Origin of the sequence: Lysinibacillus sp. GbtcB16 (genome assembly GCF_019091145.1) — a bacterium.
GTDB classification, from domain to species: domain Bacteria; phylum Bacillota; class Bacilli; order Bacillales_A; family Planococcaceae; genus Lysinibacillus; species Lysinibacillus fusiformis.
The window spans coordinates 1-252 of record NZ_JAGXJV010000655.1; the positions used below are offsets into that span (position 1 = coordinate 1).

General features: G+C 51.2%; 1 protein-coding gene. It reads left to right on the forward strand.

Annotation, left to right across the window (positions count from 1 at the left end):
* Positions 1-252: ATP-binding cassette domain-containing protein (locus KVT27_RS25535; protein ID WP_217582267.1), on the forward strand; the 252-nt coding region annotated here is incomplete at both ends.

Below are 252 nucleotides of genomic sequence, written 5' to 3' on the forward strand. Positions count from 1 at the left end.
ATCCACGATCCTGAAATCACTTGCCCGGATTATGAAAATTAAAGGCGGCCAAGTGTACCTGGACGGCAAATCGATTCACCAGCGGACGACGAAGGAAGTAGCGAAAGAATTGGCTATTTTACCGCAAAATCCGACCGCACCCGAAGGGCTTACCGTCAGCGAGCTGGTATCGTACGGCAGATTCCCGCATCAGAAGGGCTTCGGCTCCATGACCAAGGAAGATAAGGAAATGGTAGCTTGGGCGATTGAAGT